The 19,352-nt window shown below is 41.4% G+C and carries 11 protein-coding genes; 4 read left to right on the top strand and 7 right to left on the bottom strand.

Annotated features, from left to right (window positions below):
* The first annotated feature begins 233 nt into the window (after nt 1–233).
* From ACSQ8O_RS35215 to ACSQ8O_RS35225, 3 genes are read left to right on the top strand one after another with little or no spacing between them, the layout of a single operon-like run.
* On the top strand, nt 234–422 hold the full coding sequence (locus tag ACSQ8O_RS35215; RefSeq protein ID WP_436245514.1) for a helix-turn-helix domain-containing protein: 189 nt from the start codon (nt 234–236) through the stop codon (nt 420–422).
* Between the two features lie 34 nt (nt 423–456).
* A complete protein-coding gene (locus ACSQ8O_RS35220; protein WP_436245515.1) occupies nt 457–2,094 on the top strand; it encodes an Eco57I restriction-modification methylase domain-containing protein in 1,638 nt (545 codons plus the stop codon).
* The gene (locus ACSQ8O_RS35225) at nt 2,081–3,184 is read left to right on the top strand and encodes a DNA cytosine methyltransferase (protein WP_436245516.1); all 1,104 of its coding nucleotides are present in this window, start codon (nt 2,081–2,083) and stop codon (nt 3,182–3,184) included. The genes ACSQ8O_RS35220 and ACSQ8O_RS35225 overlap by 14 nt, the downstream gene beginning before the upstream one ends.
* A 486-nt stretch (nt 3,185–3,670) precedes the next feature.
* On the opposite strand, the gene ACSQ8O_RS35230 is transcribed toward ACSQ8O_RS35225, so the two are convergent.
* From ACSQ8O_RS35230 to ACSQ8O_RS35255, 6 genes are all read right to left on the bottom strand, one after another.
* Entirely contained in the window at nt 3,671–5,029 is a 1,359-nt protein-coding gene (locus ACSQ8O_RS35230; protein WP_436245517.1) for a 5-methylcytosine restriction system specificity protein McrC, read from the bottom strand.
* A gap of 17 nt (nt 5,030–5,046) precedes the next feature.
* Entirely contained in the window at nt 5,047–7,968 is a 2,922-nt protein-coding gene (locus ACSQ8O_RS35235; RefSeq protein WP_436245518.1) for an AAA family ATPase, read from the bottom strand.
* A gap of 493 nt (nt 7,969–8,461) precedes the next feature.
* On the bottom strand, nt 8,462–10,000 hold the full coding sequence (gene rlmD / locus ACSQ8O_RS35240; RefSeq protein ID WP_436245519.1) for a 23S rRNA (uracil(1939)-C(5))-methyltransferase RlmD: 1,539 nt from the start codon (nt 9,998–10,000) through the stop codon (nt 8,462–8,464).
* 93 nt (nt 10,001–10,093) lie between these two features.
* Nucleotides 10,094–11,074, bottom strand: a complete 981-nt coding sequence (locus tag ACSQ8O_RS35245) for a diacylglycerol kinase (RefSeq protein WP_056612833.1) — start codon at nt 11,072–11,074, stop codon at nt 10,094–10,096.
* A gap of 1 nt (nt 11,075) precedes the next feature.
* Nucleotides 11,076–11,858, bottom strand: a complete 783-nt coding sequence (locus ACSQ8O_RS35250; protein WP_436245520.1) for a sirohydrochlorin chelatase — start codon at nt 11,856–11,858, stop codon at nt 11,076–11,078.
* 139 nt (nt 11,859–11,997) lie between these two features.
* Entirely contained in the window at nt 11,998–12,288 is a 291-nt protein-coding gene (locus ACSQ8O_RS35255) for a YerC/YecD family TrpR-related protein (RefSeq protein WP_056612830.1), read from the bottom strand.
* 238 nt (nt 12,289–12,526) lie between these two features.
* Here ACSQ8O_RS35255 and ACSQ8O_RS35260 point away from each other — a divergent pair, with 238 nt between their 5' ends.
* Nucleotides 12,527–13,153, top strand: a complete 627-nt coding sequence (locus ACSQ8O_RS35260; protein WP_436245521.1) for an aminotransferase — start codon at nt 12,527–12,529, stop codon at nt 13,151–13,153.
* A 91-nt stretch (nt 13,154–13,244) separates the two neighbouring features.
* Here the strand turns inward: ACSQ8O_RS35260 and ACSQ8O_RS35265 are convergent, their stop codons facing one another.
* Nucleotides 13,245–19,316 (bottom strand): S-layer homology domain-containing protein, encoded by a 6,072-nt coding sequence (locus tag ACSQ8O_RS35265; protein ID WP_436245522.1) that lies wholly within the window; start codon nt 19,314–19,316, stop codon nt 13,245–13,247.
* Nucleotides 19,317–19,352 lie beyond the last annotated feature (36 nt).

Consider the following 19,352-nt stretch of genomic DNA (forward strand, 5'->3'; position numbering starts at 1 on the left):
ACCTACAATGAATGCCCCTTCACTAACGGAATTATAAAGGTTAAGTAACTGATTCTCATGAGAAAGGGTCATTAATGCGTACAATTTTCGGGAGACCCAAAATGTATAATATAAACCAATGAATGAAAAACCGATTAAATATCACCAAACAGAGGGAAACACATTGAAAGCCAGACTATGATTTGCTATACTTTATTGTGTCGAAGTTTGCAAATTTGTGTCAGAGGTGAAACATGAACGAAAATATTATTGATAATTGGATAGGGCTAGAAGAAGCCGCGAATTATCTTGGTGTGAAAAAGGAAACAGTTCGAACCTGGATTAATAAGACTGAAATCCCAGCACATAAAATAGGAAAATTATGGAAATTCAAGCGAGGCGAATTAGACTCGTGGGTTAAAAGTGGAAAGAGTACTATATGAAAATGCATAATTTAAGATAAAAAGGCGGCATAGCATGGTAATTAATGATGCATTGAATCTTACATATTCTTATTTGCAAGCTACATATGAGCAAGAAGAATTGATAGAAATTTGTGAAGAACTAAAAAAGATTGCAAGAGTGAATGAATTTTTGTTTGATACTCAAGAAAACTACACATCTTGCTCATATGATACAATTCAAGATACCCTCTCAAAACTAAATGAGAAGGAGTCAATTAGAAAAAATAAAGGTGTTTATTATACGCCGAATGACGTCGTACAATTTATTCTGACGAACAGTATTAAATCAACATATGGAAAATTAAAACCTGAGAATATCCATGATAAGACATTAACTGAAATTCCTTATCAATCTTTTTGTACCAAAAAGACAGTTTTTGACCCAACCTGTGGCGCTGGAGAATATTTACTTGCAGCTTTAGAGTTAAAATTAGATTTACTAGATGCGCACTCAAACAACGTGACTAAAGGTGTTTTGACTAAAACGGTATCGACAATACTAGGCAATGACATAAATATCGAATCAGTAATCATCACAGAGATCCGTTTGTTTCTTTGTGCTTTGAATAGATATGGAATAAAAATATGTAAAGGTTTAGCTGAAGTAATGAATCAAGGGTTCAAGTCCTATGATTTTGTGACACAAAAACCAGACGTTAATGTTAAGTACCATATAATAGTTGGTAATCCGCCTTATGTCGAAGACTCTAAGAGTGGATTGAATCCAGAGGTTAAATACGGAAATATTTATGCCAATGTTTTGAAAAATGCGGCGATGCATTTGGCGTCAAATGGCAGCATGGGTTTTATTATTCCTTTATCGTATATTGCTACTCCAAGAATGCAGAAAATACGAGATGATTTATTTAATGTGGCTACTGAACAGTACATATTGAGTTATGCTGATAGGCCGGATTGCTTATTTACTTCAGTTCATCAAAAACTGTGCATATTGATTGGTAAAAGTAAAAAAACGAGCAAGAGCGTTTATACAGGAAATTATCAATATTGGTATAAAGAAGAGCGCAATAGATTATTTGGGCAAACGCAGGTTATAAAAAACAATTATTCTACAGATGGTTTTATTCCTAAATTAGGAACAAATAATGATTGTAATATTTATAAGAAAGTAATCAATTCAGACAATAGGAAGTCTGTTTATGCGATATCTAGAATTGGAACAGAAAGCGTTTATGTTAACAGAAGAGAAACTTTTTGGATGAAGGCATTCAGAAACCCTATTATTGATCCGGAATACAAGATATTTAGTTTTGAAACATCCGGCGAAGCTGATTATTGTTATTGTCTTATTAATTCATCTTTATTTTGGTGGTATTGGATAAGCACATCAGATTGTTGGCATGTGAGTAAAGAATTGAATGGATTTATGGCTCCTGAGATTAAAGATTATTCAGTGTCGACAAGACTTGCACGATCTTTGAGGACGAGATTGGAAGATACAAAGGTTTATGTTAGTACAAAGCAGACAGAGTATGAGTATAAACATAGAGCTTGTGTAAAAGAGATTCATGCAATTGATGATTACATTAATGACTTGTATGGATTGACTGCCGAAGAAAGTGCATATATTAAGAATTTTGCATATCGATACAGAACTAGCAAAGGTGCTGAAGCAAATGAAGGTAGTTGATTTATTCGCCGGATGTGGAGGATTATCACTTGGATTTATAAAAGAAGGCTATACGATTGAAAAGGCTGTAGAGTTTGACCCGTCTACAGCAAATACCTATAAGAAAAATCATCCAGAAGTAGAAGTGATTGTTGATGATATAAAAAACATAGATAATTCAGGAGTTTTTAAATTGGGAGATGCAGACGTTATTATCGGGGGGCCACCATGTCAAGGTTTTTCAATGGCAGGAGCTAGAATACGACAGGGTTTTATCGATGATCCTAGAAACAATTTATTCAAGCATTATTTTAATGTTGTGAAAGAAGTAAAACCAAAGGTTTTTGTGATGGAAAATGTAAAGGGTATGCAGACAATGCAAGGAGGCAAGATATTTGAAGAAATCAAGAATATTTTTTCAAATGCAGATATGCTAGATGGGAAACCCTATCACTTATATTATCGTGTAGTAAAAACCATAGAGTTTGGAATTCCTCAGATGAGAGAAAGACTTATTATTATTGGTACTACAATAGAAAATGTTGATTTTGATAAATTATGGAATGACACGAAAGATGAAATGAGGGAAGAAACACCATCATTCTTTGATGTCGTTTCAGTTTTTGATGCGATTGGTAATTTACCAGCGGTAACAAGCGATGGACAGATAACCAATCCTGTGCCTCAAACTGAGTATGAAAAATATCTTGCTTGTGATTTGAAAACAATAGAAAATCACACACAATCAAAACATTCCGATATTGCTGTTGAAAGGATGAAACGAGTAAACAATGGTGAGAATTTTACAGTTTTGGATGAGGAAATAAAATCTGTTCATAGTGGAGCTTATGGAAGACTATATTGGGATGAACAAGCATCTACTATTACAACGAGATTTGATACACCAGCGGGTGGGAGGTTTATTCATCCTATAGAAAACAGAACTTTGACGCCAAGAGAGGCAGCGAGGATTCAGAGTTTTCCAGATGATTTTGTGTTTTATGGTGCTAAAAGATCTATTAGTAGACAGATTGGAAATGCAGTTCCACCTAAGGTGTCTTACTTTCTTGCACGCTTGACAAAAAATATTTTGCAGAGGAATAGGATCTAAAATGGGATAACACCTATTAACAAAAAAGAAATTTAAAATACCTTTACAGCTTGATCGGAATAGGTATTTACTTGCCATTCCATCCAGTCAGTTGCGTCTCTGCTTTTAGCCTTAATGCCTCCAACTGCCTGACATCTTATACGGCTCGCTTCACTGTTATAGAGTCTTTCAAATTCAAAGACTTTTAGCATCAGTAACCTTATCATAGAATTCCGATTCGCAATCATGAAAGAATAACTGACAATAGATGGAGCAATCCTTAGTTATCTTGTTCATTTCAATGGTAACCCCCTCTTTTACAAGTTCCTGTGGCTCAACAGGCACAAGCTGTAACAAAGCCACAGGATTATTTCAAAAAAATAAATCGGTAGCCATCGCATCAAGTTGTTCTATATATATGATAGGTACTAAAGCATCGGACATCGGTTCCGGATGTCGATTTTTACTCCTAAAATAATCTTGTTGCTTAATGTCTAAAGTATGTAATTAAAGAAAGAGTTTTTCTAGCACTTTCTCATTTGGTATATTACCTAATATTAATTCATAATACTTTAATTCATCAACAAACGGAGTTTGCAGCGACAAATAATCCGTTCCGCTTGTTTTCATTAGTTTTATTTTTGTTTCTGCTCCTGGAAATACAAATCCACATCTATTTACCCCTGTCAACAAAACATACGATAGTAACTGTAAACTATCAGTTCGCGCTGTTCTGTCATGAGACTTATATTTTGCATCAATAACAACCAAAGCTTCTTTAGTTCCCTTGTCCCTTATTACAATATCAGGTATGCAATATGGCATTAAATGAATACCTTTTTCTGTATCTTCTATACAAGTAGCACCACGATCTAAGAATATTTTTTTTGAATAATCATCGAGCTCGTATTTATCATTTTCAAGGCTTTTCTTTATCATTGTTCTTGCATAGAATTCAAACAACGTTTCCATGTTTATCATATATGGAATTGTATATACACTCTTAGTTATAGTCTTTCCGCCATCTACTGAATATGAATGATACTTCTGACTAAAAATACTTCTAGCTTGTTGTAATAAAGGTTTATAGTACATGTATAATCCAGATACCGACACATTATTAAAATCACTTGTTTTAATCGTAACTGATTTAACACGGCGAAAAACATTCACGCAATAATGAACTCTTTTTGTGATTTCAGTATTTTCCTTAAAGCGTTTCTCAACAATTGATTTACATTTCATGAGAGTCACTTTAAGAATCCTATTTTCGATATTATCTTCTGTAAAATCCATGTACTTACAGTAGAATCTATCATTACGTCCACGACATGTATTTTCACGGATGTTCTTTTTGACGTCAATTTTTCCTCTTACTTTCGAATTATAGTTTTCTTCCTGATGGTACATTGTTTTTTTCAATCCCTTTTTACATAGGAAATAACAGGAATTAACAAAACTTAATGCATATAGGAGGTCACCATCATTTTTTTCATCTTGAGCCAATTGTATTAAAGGCTGATCATAAAAAACTCGAAACAGGAATTTTCCATCCTTTTCTAGTTCCTCTATATAATTTTCGTATTCCTCATCAGCCATTACCTTCTCAAGCATTTTCCATGGATCCATTCCATATTGAGATGAAATAACCACAATATGTTCTTTACCGTTAGACTGAATTGGAATCTGATTATGATCGTAGACTCTTCCCACACCCACAAAACCACTTGTCCAAAGCCTATCTTTATACTTATGTATACCAAAGTTAATATCTGGCTTTAACAAATTTATATTGAACAAAAATTCTTCATTTTTGTCCAATTGAGACCAATCATTGAATTTATGAGGTATAATTTCTCTTGCCATCTATTTTTCCCCATCTCTTAATACTTAAACTCTTTACGAAGGTTCTCTAAAAATCCTCCTACGTACTCATTGTTTATAGTATTTCCGTCCTTATTTGCATTACCAAATTCTTTTACAAATAGCATAATATTTTCTCCGAGAAGTTTAATTTGATTTCCTCTATCTGGTGCAGCCTTAATATCCGCAACTGAATATTCAGCGGAAATCAAATCCTCAATCGAATCCAGAATTCCATCCTTCACATATTCTCTCAAAATCGGAATCACTTGAAATATGAAATGTTCGATAATAACTTCTTCATAACCTGTGGATCTATCACGTAAAAAGTAGGTATGTCCCAATTTCACATCACTTTTTCGATATTCATTATTAAAAAACCTTTCATCTTCAAACACTTCTTGTATTGCATCGAACAAAAGCAGTTCAATAGATTCTTCATCAGTCTTTCCTGCGGCATTTTGGTAACATTTAATTACAACATCACGATCAGCCGGACTGTCAATAAATATAAACCTTCTTCTAATGGCATAATCTATTGAGTCAATGGATTTGTCTGCCGTATTCATTGTGCCAATAATAAATAAGTTCTTGCCTAGCACAATATCCTTGGTCGTTGTTCCACTGGCCTTATCCGCAACTTCATATGGAGTTGATACACTACTATTTCTATATTCCAATCCATAAATCAGCTCACCAAAAACAGTCGCTAAGTTTGCACGGTTAATTTCGTCAATAATCAAATAGAACTTAGGTGCTGCACCACTACTACTATTTGCTGCCATCTGCGCAAATTCTGCTATCTTACCAAGGATTCTATTAACGCTTTCGTAAGAAGGAGCACCACCAACCGCCTTCACTTCAATGCCTCTGATAAAATCTTCATATCCATAAGATGGATGAAATTGCACCAAATCCCAACCTCCTGTTTGGAGTTTCCTGGATGCTGTCGGATTAGTATAATCCGCTTCGGTTAGTTTATATTGCAATAAGTCCGCAGAAATATCCTCTTGCGAAATAAATGCTTTAGTAAGAGCATGTGCAGTAGCGTTCAATTGTTTTAATACGAATTTCTTGCTCTCAAATGTTTTTGATGTGCCAGGGGGTCCTTGAAAAATCATCTGACGAACACCTATATTTTCCATTATCTTCTGGTATTCTTTTAAATCTGTCATTTTTAGCACTCCTTTGAGTATTATTGTTTTTTTATTAGTAGCAACATAATTATACATATCTTCATAAGCGTCTACACTAAACGCGGTTTCTTCATTTAGTAACTCATTAAATTTCACTTCATCAATATGAATTTCGCTATAGTTTGAGTTCCAAAGGGTTTGAAACTTTATTACTTTTTCTCTGAAATACTTAAACTTTTCATTATCACCATTAAATTCTGTTACTTTAACATGTATGAATCGTAAATATTTTCGCTCAAGAGAAATCAGATTTCTCAAATCTATATAACTTTTATCAGCTCCCATAATCAAAGAAATATTTACCTCGTATAATCTTAGATACGAATCTATTAGTCGATAAACTGCTGGGTATATATTTGCTGAATTACTTATAGGATGTATTTTTGCAGTGTTGATTGAGTAATTATGACTTCTAAATCCATTGAGTGGAAGGTACAAATTATCTCTTGTAAGATCATTATAAGAAATTGAATATACAATCGTATCCTCTTCATTTGCCCAACGGCTCTTCCTAGCAGGTTCCGATGAATAATGATTATGAGGAACTCTCCTACCATTTTTTGTGGATTCATAAAAGAACTTGTCTGCTCTATTTTCTTTTACCAAAAACGATGCGTATTCCGTAGGAATCGTATTACTCTCAACTCTTGCAATATCGGTGTTAGTAAGTAACGAAGAAAATGTAACATCGTAAGGAAATATTCCATTTAAAAGTATTACATCAATGATACATTCCATTACATCTCTAAAGTAATTTTCATTACTAGGTAAAATTGTTGATGCATAATAATTTTTCGAATCTAACATTGAAAATGGTATAACAATATTACCAGAATTGACCAAGATTTTTTTGATATCTGCTATATTGTTTAACTTAGCAACCCCAGTATTTATTAAATTTTTTATTTTCTCAAAAAAATCTTCTAAATCACCTTTAAGTATTCCGCTTGAATGCAAATCTGACATGTATGGATACAATTGATATATTAATTTCAGTTTTATCTTATCAAGAATTAAGTAGTCTGTGCCTGAACGCTCCACCATAAACATGCCGTGTCCAGGCATATAATTTACCCACTCGATGCCAGGATCCTTTGTTATGTTTCTCTCAATATAATTACTAACACTTTCAAAAACATTTACAATATTCCCTTTTGTATTTAAGTTGACTGTGTCATCATAATATGCATCAAGTATCTTTTTGTCAGAATTCAACTCTTTTACATAATCCATTCGTCTTCGTAATGCATAATCCAAATTATTGCCATACATATGATTGCACTCAGTAAAAATAAATATTACATTATCTGGAATGGTTAGCGTTTTACCATCAACCAACTCATAGGGTTGATTTCTATACTCCATCGCATATAATAAATTCCCTAATAATACGCCAGAATTAGCTCTGCAAATATCATCAAAAATAATACAATACAATTCTGATTTGCCATTTGCTTTATCACATAGTTCTTTGATTCGTTTTTCAGTATATGAAACATCCAGATTCCCGCTAGCTTTGATTTCTATACCATAAACAATATCCTCATACCCCATTGAAGGATGTACTTGAATAAATTCACAATATTTACTATCGATAAATTCTTCAATCTCATCCCAATCCGAATATACATCCTTATCAAACACATCATCTATTTTCAGTTTTTCATGGCACACATAAAATGCCATCGCCCGTGCAAAAAAAGTTTTTCCAGTTCCCGGACTTCCTTTTATCAATATGTTTTTCATTTTAATCGCACTCCTAAAATACTAATATCACTTGCCAAGGAACGTATGGCTTATACGTCAAGACGTCCAAACAAATGAGGGTGGAATAATTCTCAAGGATCTTTATGATTACCTTTGTTTAAAGCTTACATTTACCGCATTTCTTAAATAGTTATTGCAGATAATTTGATGCAGACCATGACTCTGATTAATTAGTGGTTGGGAAATCGTGTGAGCCACTATCTTCTTTCATTTTTCGGATTCCCTTCAGCGGTGTTTCTTCATGGATTACATGGCCGCAGCTGGGCTGGGTTTATGAGCAGTGCACAATCTATCCGTAATATCTCCGTTTACCCAAATTTATCTTTGTCACCCTTTCCGAGAGCTCACTTTAAATCGTGTTGTTGCCTCTTGTCTTTTTCCAACACATTCGAATTTCTTGCCCTCCGATCTTCGAAAACGGCTCTGTTATACCAATTCAAAAAACACTGTATCATCCTATATACCCTTTATATCAACGGGTTTCAGCATCTGTATTATTTTTTACAATCAACGCGACATTTTCAACGTGTGTTGTCCAAGGAAACATATCCACCGGCGTCACCTCCGCGACGCCGTACCCGCCATCGACCAGCACACGCAGGTCGCGCGCAAGTGTCGATGCGCTGCACGACACGTACACCACGCGCCGCGGCTGCAGCTCGAGGATGGTTGCCAGCAGCGCCGGGTCGCAGCCCTTGCGCGGCGGGTCGACCACGATCACGTCAGGCCGAACGCCCTGACGTGTCCACTCCGGCAGGACGACCTCGGCGGGTCCTGCCTCGAAGTGCACGTTCGTCATGCCGTTTAACTCGGCATTCTTACGTGCATCGGAGATCGCCTCTTCGACGATCTCGACGCCGTACACCTGTCCCGCGCGCTGCGCCAGGAACAGGGAGATCGTGCCGATGCCGCAGTAGGCATCGACAACCGTCTCGCCGCCTGTCAACGCGGCGTACTCCAGTGCCTTCCCGTACAAGACTTCCGTCTGGACGGGATTCACTTGAAAGAAGGATCTCGCGGAAATGGCAAATTTCACTTCGCCGATATAGTCATAGATGACCTCGCTGCCCCACAGGACGCGCGTCTCATCCCCAAAAATAACATTGGTCTGTCTCACATTAATGTTATGACAAATGCTCTTCACCGCAGGCAGAGCCTCGCGAATGCCAGCAATCCACTCATCCACACGCGGGATCTCCGTACCATTAGTGACCAAAACAACCATAACCTCGCCCGTGCGGAAGCCAACTTTGACAACGACATGGCGCAGAAGCCCAGTCCCTGTCTCTTCACTATAAGCGCGAATGCCTAAACGCGAGCCGATCTCTTTCACACGCGCAACGACTTCGTCGTTCGCCTCATGTTGAATCAAGCACTCTTCCATATCAATGATGCGATGACTTCCCTGCGCATAGAATCCGCCGATGAGGCCGCCCCTCTCTTCCCCAAAAGGAACCTGAGCCTTGTTCCGATATCTCCACGGATCTGTCATCCCCAACGTCGGATGAACAACTATCCCTTCTGCATTCTCTTCGGATTTTACAGCCAACTTCCCAATCCGCACCAAATTATCAACAACCTGCTGCCGCTTCACCCGAAGCTGCGCCTCATAGCTCAAATGCTGCAGCTGACACCCACCGCACTCATCATAAATCACACAGTCGGGAGCAATGCGATCCGAGCTCTTCTCAATCAGCTCCACCAAACCAGCATACCCATACTGCTTCTTCAAATGATTCACCCGCACAAGTGCACGCTCACCCGGCAGCGCTCCCGCGACAAAAAGGGTAAAGCCGTTCACACGGCCCACCCCTTCGCCATCATGGCTGATCCCGATGATCTCAGCCTCGTATTGCTGTCCGATTTGCACAGGCAAGCCTGCCATCCAAGCTGGCACTTCTTTCTTCCCTCTGTTACCAGCTGCCGAATTCCCCGCTCTTCCAGCAGATCCCGACCTACCACTACCTCTATGTTTACCTGGCGCAGAGCCAGATGTACCTTTTGTTTTCATAATAACCTCACTTAATTCTAGCTAAAATTAATCATTTATCTATTCATCTGAGCAGCCGAATGGGATGAAAAGGTTGGAGAAGGTTTTTGTACCCTACTCATGCTCATCATGCCCATTTCCATGCCCCTTCAAATGAAACGGCGTGGTCAAAGCATCAAGAAATTTCTTTTTATAAATCGACTGGCCCGACTCATCCACAATCACCCGCAAATGGCTCTGTAAATTGGTCATCACGCAAGGCAAGGTCCCGCCAAACTCACCATCAAGGTTCAACTGAACGTAGTCCGGGGAATTAATTTCGATATGATTGGTCTGAAAATAGATCAGATTCGGATCACTCAAATGCTCGCCGCGCAGCGCCAAGGATACGATACGAATGAATTCTGCCAGGTTGCATTTCTTCAAAATAATGACATCGAACATGCCATCATTAATGTTGGCTTCTGGAGCTAATTTCTCGAAACCGCCAACGGAGTTAGTATTGCCCACGAGGAAGAGCATGACTTCTTCATGCATCTCGCGATCGCCGGCTTTGATATAGAGCTCGATTGGCTTGAGCCTAGGCAGCTTCTCGAGTCCCTTCATATAATAGGCCAACTGGCCGATCATGGTTTTGAGCTTGCTCGGGACTTCATACGTCAGCTCGGTCATCGAGCCGCCCCCAGCGATGTTGATGAAGTAGCGGTTGTTGATTTTGCCTACATCGATAGCGGTTGAATACTGCTGAATGATGAGGTCGCAGGCATACTCCAAGTTCTTGGGGATACCGAGCGCACGCGCAAAATCATTCGTCGTCCCGAGCGGCAAAATGCCGAGCGGCGGTCTGCCTTCTCTTTCGGCCATACCGTTGACGACTTCGCAAATCGTACCATCGCCACCCGCTGCGATGATTAAGTCGAACCCGCGACTCACAGCCTCGGCCGCTGCGAGTGTGGCATCTCCTTCACCGATGGTCGCGTGAGCAGAGGTCTCAAACCCGCCGCGCTCTAAGCGCTGGAGGATTTCAGGCAATCTTTTCTTCATTTCTTCCCGGCCTGAAGTCGGATTATAGATCAATCGTGCTCGTTTGACCACTCTATTTCATCCCCTGTTCATCGTATGGGAATACGGAGGCAATCTGCCCCTCCATCCATTTGGAAATTTGCGGACTCGGCAACAAAGCTCGTCCATGATACTTATAGGTTAACCCTTCCAATCTAGAAGGAATCACTTTATGTGTAAAATACCCTTCACTCAGAAAAAGTGGTGTTACAATCACCTTATACGTTGGTTTCTCACGGGCCCACCAGGCCATCTTCTCCGCTAGTTGATCCGGCAAAAGCATAGCAATATCCGCCTCGGCGAAGCCGCCCAGCGTTCTAACCCGCTCCGCGAGCTGCGTAAGTCCTTGGCGCCACTTCTGGTGGAAGCCATCTTCCTTACTCCCATGTCCCACCAATAGCAGAATCTCTTCCTGTGGCGACTCGGAAAGCTCTGCGATTTTGCCATAAAGAATAGCTGCAATATCTGGATGATCATCAATCGGCGACGTGAAGTGAATTCGCGCGCGTATGTCTAAGAGCTCCATGTCGGTTTCGAGCACAGGCTCAGCAATGACCCCTAACGCGTAGCTGATCTCATCAATATGTGTACTCCCAGAGGACACAAATAGTGGAACTACGATGATATCGGTCACACCTTGCGCCTCTAAACTATAAATGCCATCTTGTATCAATTTACCCTCGACGAGCTCCAAATATGACGCATAAATGGGCATCGCATCAGGTACTTGAACCGCATTCACGGCATCCTCGACCAGCTGAACCCAACCCACATCACGGGATCCATGGCTAATGACCAGCACACCATACAACTTCATTCTAACTTCCCCCACCCGTACGAACTAAGCCTATCTTCCTATGCTAACGAAAGTGGTCAGCTATGTCAATTTGAAGCCTGCTTAAACAGAGAAAAACCCCGCATTACACGAGGTAATACAGGATTCTGCAAGTTATTATTTAACGATTCAAACGATCCAATGTCAGTACATAACCATCGTTCCCGTAATTCAGGCACCTTTTGACCCGCGAAATGGTTGCTGTAGAAGCCCCTGTTTCCGCTTCGATCTGGTTATACGTGCATCCTTTGCGCAGCATACGAGCTACTTCAAGGCGCTGCGACAGCGACTGAATCTCATTCACGGTACACAAGTCATCAAAAAAGACGTAACACTCTTCAATATCCTTCAACGTTAGTACAGCTTCAAAAAGCTGGTCTATGGCTTTATCATTTAATTTTTTTAATTGCATCTGCTGTCAACTCCCGGTCAAAAAGCATGTTGGCTTCATGGTTCTCTAAGCTCCTGTGTATCATTCGACACGTACTGGGTAATTCCTTCCTTTAGGATTGCAGAACGTTAAAATTTCTATGCGTTAATTGACTAAATAGCAACAAATCACGGGCACCCGTGACATTCGTCCATACCAAAGGTAGGCAAGTGACATATCCTGTAGGAGACAAATCTGATAAAAAGGATCGTGAATCCTAGTGACCAACCCAAGACAACAAATTATTGGTAATGGCGGAAATCGTCCTGAAGTAGAAACAAGGAGCTTAACCCTTCCCGGTGAAGGCTTCGGTCAATACCCTGGCTTAGGCGGTGGCAATCCCTTCGGTGGCGGCGGCTTTGAAGGCGGTGGCGGCTTCTTCGGCGGCCCTCCAGCAGGTGGCAATGCTGGTGGTGGATTTTTTGGCGGCGGCGGTGGCGGCAATGCAGGCGGTGGTTTATTTGGCGGTGGCGGAGGAAACGCCGGTGGTGGTGGTGGCGGTAACTTCCTAAGCAATCTCCTTGGCGGTGGTGGTGGTGCCGCTGGAGGTTCTTCGAACCCATTAAGCGGCTTAAATATGAAGCAAATCTCCGGCTTCGTTGAGCGGATGGGTGGTATTGACGGCATCATCGGCACGATGGGCAAGGTTCAAAAGTTCATGTCGACGTTTCAGCAAATGGCACCGATGGTGAAGACCCTCTTTGGCTCTATCGGCAAAGGAAAGGTCGCCTCCGGAGACGTAGAAGAGATCTTCCGTCCGAAACGCAAACGCCGTAAGAAATCCGGCACAGGTAAAAGGCGCAAAGGCTACTCGAAATCAGGTGCAGCTAGACGGAAGCGCAGATAGTTTTATTCTCTTCTTTTCTCGTCTCATCTAAGCCAACTCATTCGTAAAAGGCTCCCCGTCTTCATAGACGGAGGAGCCTCTTTACATGTTGCTATTTTTTCAATGATCTTAATATGATTGCTGAAGCTTCTGCACGCGTTGATATCCCTTGCGGTTTCAAGGTGCCGTCTTGGTAACCATTCAATAACCCCTTCGAAGTCAAGACAGCTACTGCCGCCTGTGCCCACTCCGATATAGCTGAGCTGTCGGTGAATCCCATGCCTTCTGTGCCTTTATCATTCATATGTGCTGCACGTACAATTATTACAGCCATCTGCTCTCGGGTAATCGTATCATCCGGACCAAATGTCGTATCTGTGTACCCTGAGATGATCCCATTGGCTGCCGCTGTGGCGATCGCATTTTTAGCCCAATGGTTCGTCGTATCGCTGAATGCTTTATCGCCCTGATCACCGAGCTTTAAGAATTTAACAACGATAGAGACGAATTCTGCTCTTGTAATGCGCCCTTCCGGTTTAAAGGTGCCATCTGGATAGCCATTGATCGCTCCCTGTCCAATCAATTCACGAATGCTGGCCTCTGCCCAATGTCCTTTAATATCAGTCAGATTGGTTCCATCTGTTCCAGGATTGTCAGTTATAGGCTTATCATCTTCTTTCGGTGTAGCCATGACCGCATATTTTGTGAAGTGATTAACGTCTACAGTAATGTGATTACCATTGATTTTACCACCCTTGACTTCCACCCATTTCTGATTCACTTCATCGAAATAGAAGACGGATGCTCGTTGATCGGCTTTGACACTTGTAGGATCGAAAGCAAACGTCAAGGTAACCGATTTACTGAAGTTCTCTGTGAAGTTTTTGAGAATCTCATAGACTGGACTTGCTAGAACCTCATGATTCGTTAATAGGTTATCTGTTCCTGTCAATTTTTCGATGGTTAACTTTAATTCTTTCATAGAAGCATTAGCCGGAATCGAGATAGAAACCTCATCCTTATAACTAACTTCGCCCGTTTTTCCAATTGGAAGTGTTAACGTACCATCTGTCGAGGTCACTTTATCGTCAATCGGCGTCGTTGGTGGTGTTGGATAATAGGGTTCCGATGAAGAATCTTCAGCACGGTATACCGTCAGGTTATACGGCTTCTTCGTACCATCTTGCGCTTCGACCATAATTTCAATCGGGTTAGCCCCGACCTTTAGATTAGCCGCTTTGTAGGCATATACATGGTCTGTGACAGCTGTAAACTCGGCACCTGTTACCGTAAGCTTTTGATAGAGTTCCTCTTTAGTTATCGATAGATTTACCTCCGAGACGGAGTTAGATACTCCTACCGCATAATCACGTTGGGACGCAGAGAATGCCGGATTCAAGCTACCTTGATTGACAGCAATGTTGGAAAGCAAGACATTGTTACTCATCCTTGTAACATGGACTGTATACGTTCTGGTCGAACTGTCCGCCGCTGTATGGACAATCGTAATCGTATTGTCTCCTAGGCTTAACGGAATCTCTTCACTCGCTTGACCACTTCGTACCGTGTTTCCGTTCACCGTTACGCTTGCTGTTTCGTTGGTAAGCGTTGGCGTGACTGTCAAGCTATCAACACTGTTAACCACACTTTGCGTATAGCTTGTTCTTGAGAAGTAAAAGGGCTCGTTCAGATCTCCGCTGCTGAGACTTAGACCGGTCATATATTCAGTCGATGTTGTCCCCGTAGTCAATTTCCAAATATCTGACTTCTTCACCCCGCCATACATATCTGTGGCTGCAGCATACCATTGGTAGCTAGTTAGTGGCGCTAGATTTTTCCAGATGACCCCGGCAACCTCACCGCTCTTCACATGATTCATGCTGCCGATCATATTATCCGTATATACGTTCACTCCGAAGTAGTCCGTAGCAACGCGTTTAGTAACAGGCTGCAAATTCAAATCAATGGAAAACTCATCTTTGCCAGGATACTCGGCTGGATCATAGTAATTGTAATCATCCAAATGCGGTGAATATGTCTTCATGTTGATTTTGCCATGTGCCATGTCAAACTGCATGAGTCTGATGTAACCAAGTCCACCTTCTGGTGCCCCTTGGTAATCAGCAAGCATTTGATACACGTTACGGTCGGGTAAACCGTCATTGTTATCATCAATCGCGTCGACTTTCAGCTCCGCATCGTGATAATGGCCAGAAAGCGCCGCAATAACGTTCTTATTCGGCTTGATGACACGTTCGAATACTTTTTCCGCCATCGGTGCGCGGTTATTGGAAACTAACATGAACTCATGGAAGTTCAAGATCGCTTTCCGATTCGGGTACTTTTTCAAAACCTCGTTAATCCAGTCAATCTCTTTGTCACCATAGCCCCAACCCATGTAAACGATGATAAAATCATTGCCGTTGGAGGATACAAGGTCATAATGGCCTTTGTTATTTTCGTAGGATTCGCCGTACGTTGGCTGATCCTTGAAGCGATCTTCCCCGAACCATTTGGAATAGTAACTATAATCATTGTTTTGATGGCCCACGTCATGGTTACCCGCCAGTACCCCATAAGGAATGTTGGCCTTTTCCAAAACCTTCATATCTTTATCTGCTTCTATCCATTGATATTCTTGGTCAGCGATATCTACGATATCACCGGTATGAATCACATATTTAATTTTATTATCTACTTTATGATCAGCAATCCATTTCACGATCTCTTGATAGATATACGGATAGGTTCTGGAGTAATACTGTGTATCCGACATCCATACAAAGGAGAAATCATAATCGGCTGTCGCATCGGCATTCGCTTGAACTGGCGCTGCTGCAATTTCATCCTGAACCATCACTTGAATCTTCTTATTGTTGGCATACGTACCTGCAGCTACGGTAGCTTGCAGCTCGAAATCAGCTGTGCCTGCTATAACCGTTTTCAGTAGGTTCCATTTTTGCCCGCTAGGACTCCATGCATATAAAGTAACTTTACGGCCTTCCAGCGACTTACCTTTCCAGTTAATTTCCACTTTATCTGTGCTCTTGATCGCATCGTCCAACGAGATTTCAAATCGCTGATACGGGAATTTCTCGTCAGAATCATCGACCAGATACTGCCCGTCCAAGGCACTAATTTTAGTATAATCCTCTTGTGAAAATGCGGTTTCACCATCCGGCTTTTCCTGTCTAGGAGGCTCCGTGTCTACGGCATTGCGATACCCAGCAAATTGCCCCTGCACGCTTGCATCGTATTTAAAGCCTTGGTTAAAGCTTACGTTCATTTCATCATTCATGGGATCCGATACTTTAACACTCAAAGGAGCATTACGATCTACGTCAACAGCGCCTTGCCCTGGTGTCAATTGTTCCGGCAAATTCGGGATTTCATTCGGCACCTCGAAATTGATCGTCACATTTTGCACGTTACCTACTTTATCCACAGCCTTGATGCTGAATACATGCATCCCACCTGGAAGCTTTGCAGATGATGTGGCATAAGGCAATGTGATTGGCTGTGTGTCGAACGTAGTCTCTACCTTGTCAACGCCAGCTAGTGCGTCAGATATGACCGCATCTAGGTTGAAGTCGCCACGGTACATGACGCCCTCTTCAACGGAAGGTTTGATGACTGGAGCTGTATTATCGACTGTCACTGTTGATGTAGCAGCCTTGTCATTGCCATGGCTCACCGTAATCTGATGTTGACCATCATTCGTAGATGTGGTGTCCCAAACATAAGCCTTGGATGCCAATTTCTCTGCTGGAATGACGAAATCGAAATCGACAACTGGAGGTTTCCCTGAAGAATCTCCCATTTTAATAACCTTGGCCGGATCATTGTTCTTCGCATCATAAATCACCGTACCATCAGCCAGTACTAAACGTACGTTCTTCACGTCAAAATTATCTTTATTCTCCGCTGGTCGATCATCGAAAGGTGAAGCCTTCGAGCCCGCTCGGATGGAAAATACGTTGCTGCCTTCCTTCAATCTGTCCGCTTGAATCGTCGTAGACAGTGTTGTGTAGCTATTCACAGTGTCTTGGAACGTAAAGAGAATGTCCTTATCTTGCGTAATGGCGTTTTTAAAATAGTAATTTACACCCGTTACTTCGAATGCAATATACGCGTCATGTTCAACAGCATGATAGGTAGATTGCGTTAATTCTTTGCCATCAATGGCAAGCTTCAGGTCATCCGCACCTAACCCTTCGCCTGTTCCTTTAATCACTTTAGGTTTGGCAATCACATCGCCGTCTTTCACATTAAGACGCAGAGCTGAGTGATCCGCCCCTCCCGTAATGGCTACGCGCTTCGTAGTCGACGTGGTCTCATTCACGCCATCCGAAGTAACAAAGTAATACTCCAAGTAAGCATTACCGATAAGCTCAGGTGAGAAAACCGTATAATGATATAACGTATCTGCGAAGCTTTCTTTCAAATATTTTTTCGAATAATTCGGCTGTTTCTCCGTTTTATAATAAAGCGCAACCGTCTTTAACGATGTTTCATCTTTGGCATCCGCGATGATTTCAAGATCCTTGGATTGCTCGATTTCGGTTTCTTTGGTCAAATCAGAAATTACAGGTTTGGTTGTATCTGGCTTCACAATCACACTTTGGATCGGCGCTTGAGTCGGGTCAAGCGTTCCTGGTGTCGCAGCCACTAACCCTGCGCTATATTTCGTCATCGTTGTTTTGCCGTCAACTGGATATTTATACAAGATTCCTTTATTAGCCTTCGCATCGCCAGTTACGTAATAAGCTGATGAGACTTCAACGCCTGTATTCGTCGCAATGAGAATGCCGCGATTGGACCCATTTGCCATACCGTCGTTGTGTATGCGTACAAGATTGGTGCCTTCAACCAAATTCGTGCCGTAGGTGGTATTGAAGTCTGCTACTGGCGTATTCGCATTCTGTGCGTTGATCACCCAAAAGACTAGTGTACCTTTCGAAGGAATGATCATGTCTTCTTTGTCTGCTGGCCAAATGACATCTGCATCAGGTCCAGTATCCGTGTAGCGGTAGATCAATTGATAATCTTTGAAATTAATGGCTTTATCCGTATTGTTGTACACTTCTATAAACTCATAGCCATCTGCTGTGCCCACATTCGTAGAATCGGGTACAACTTCTGTAACTAGAAGCTGTGGGATCTTGGTGAAATCCGTTTTATCGATAGCCACGGTCGCACTATACACGTTCGATCGTATCGTACTAAAACCGTCATCAGCCTGAACGTAGTACTTCAATGGCGTATCGGTCAGCTTTTCCTTAGGTATCGTAGCTTGATACTGGGTGCTGGCTAGTACCGTCATAGGTACCGAATCATACGCAGCTTGAGAACCTGTTTTAAAATAAACAGCCGCGGATACGGATTCACTCTGCTCAGGATTAGCGATTTGCGCTTGCAGCGTTAAATCCAACTTTTGATCCGCTTGCGTGACCGGCGTGTGGTTAATAACCGGAGGCTCCGAGTACGTCAATGGGATTGGTGGAACTTGCATGGGATCGATAACACCTGGTGTTGCATTAGCTGGAGTTGTATCTTCACCTGAACCGTACATCACCATATTTTTCGAGCCATTTACAGGAGACTTATAGAAAATACCTTTATTTGGTTTCGTTTGATTATCATTTTGATAACTAGCAATGGAAATATCGCTGCCGGTTTTCTCTTGGATAACCAAGCTCCTAGGACCTGCGTTACTCATTCCGCCCCCGCCTTCCACGCGGAAAAGGTTCACACCTTCTTGGAGGTTGGAAGTAAAGGTACTATTAAACTTTGCTGGTGTTTCTTCCACATTATCTGCATTCGTTACCCAAAATACGATGGAGGATTGTGATGGAATCGGCATACTCCCATATGGTACTTGTTTATAGGAGGCCGGCCAGATTGTGTCTGCACCTGCATTACGATAAACCAAGTTGTAATCTTTGAAGTCCAGTGTTCTGTCTGAATTGTTATACACCTCAATAAACTCATAGCCATCTGAAGGGCCCACATTTGTTGTATCTGGCACTAACTCCGTAATCAGCAACTTAGGCACCTTCGAATAGTCTACGTCATTCACTTGTATATCGTTGTCCACCGCATTCGCCATGGGGGCCAGCATGCTGAACATCATTCCGAATACGGTCATCCCGGAAACCAATCGTTTTAAACCTTTTTTATACACGTAGTAACGCCCTCTCATTATCAAATGATCGTTATT

The organism is Paenibacillus sp. LjRoot56 (genome assembly GCF_964253335.1).
GTDB lineage: Bacteria > Bacillota > Bacilli > Paenibacillales > NBRC-103111 > Paenibacillus_E > Paenibacillus_E allorhizoplanae.